Here is a 516-nt window from a genome sequence, read left to right on the forward strand (position 1 = left end):
CGACGCGGTGAGGCGGGCGGCCAGGCTCAGTGGACTGGTGCGTCCAGTAGGTGTGGATCTCGTGCCCCTTTTTCCTGAGGCGGCGAATGGTGTTAGGCGGCTGGACGATATCCAGCTCCTTGGCGGCTTCGATGGTCGATACTGGCCCGTTTCGTAGGGCCTCCATCATCTTGCAGTCTTGCTCAGTTGAAGAATGGCGTGTCATAGTTTGCCCTTCACGTTGGTGCTAGCCAGTGTGTTTTCGCCCTGGCGGTGCTCGAACACCGTCAGGGCAATTCTCAGCGCAGCCCTGCGCAATTTCTGCCCCTTATTCTTTCCGCACTTCACCGTGTGCCGGCCTTTGCAGCGCGCTCAATCCAAGCTTTGAGTTCACTCATGAGGATCAAACGGCGACGGCCGAGCTTGAACGCTTTGAGGTCTCCGGCCGCGATTAGCTCATAGATGCCCGACCGTGAATGGCCAACGATGCGTGCTGCGTCCTCGACGCTGACCGACAGCGGCGTGAAGTGTTCTGCT

Annotated in this window: 2 protein-coding genes; both read right to left on the bottom strand. The window is 59.1% G+C overall.

Annotated elements, in window-relative coordinates:
* Positions 1-205, bottom strand: a 205-nt coding sequence (locus BLX41_RS23985) for a helix-turn-helix domain-containing protein (RefSeq protein WP_123727155.1), incomplete at its 3' end; no start/stop codon positions are given.
* Positions 206-323: 118 nt separating this feature from the next.
* Positions 324-516, bottom strand: a 193-nt coding sequence (locus BLX41_RS23990; protein WP_148059774.1) for a helix-turn-helix domain-containing protein, incomplete at its 5' end; no start/stop codon positions are given.

Origin of the sequence: Pseudomonas protegens, from assembly GCF_003732485.1 — a bacterium.
Classification (GTDB): domain Bacteria; phylum Pseudomonadota; class Gammaproteobacteria; order Pseudomonadales; family Pseudomonadaceae; genus Aquipseudomonas; species Aquipseudomonas protegens_B.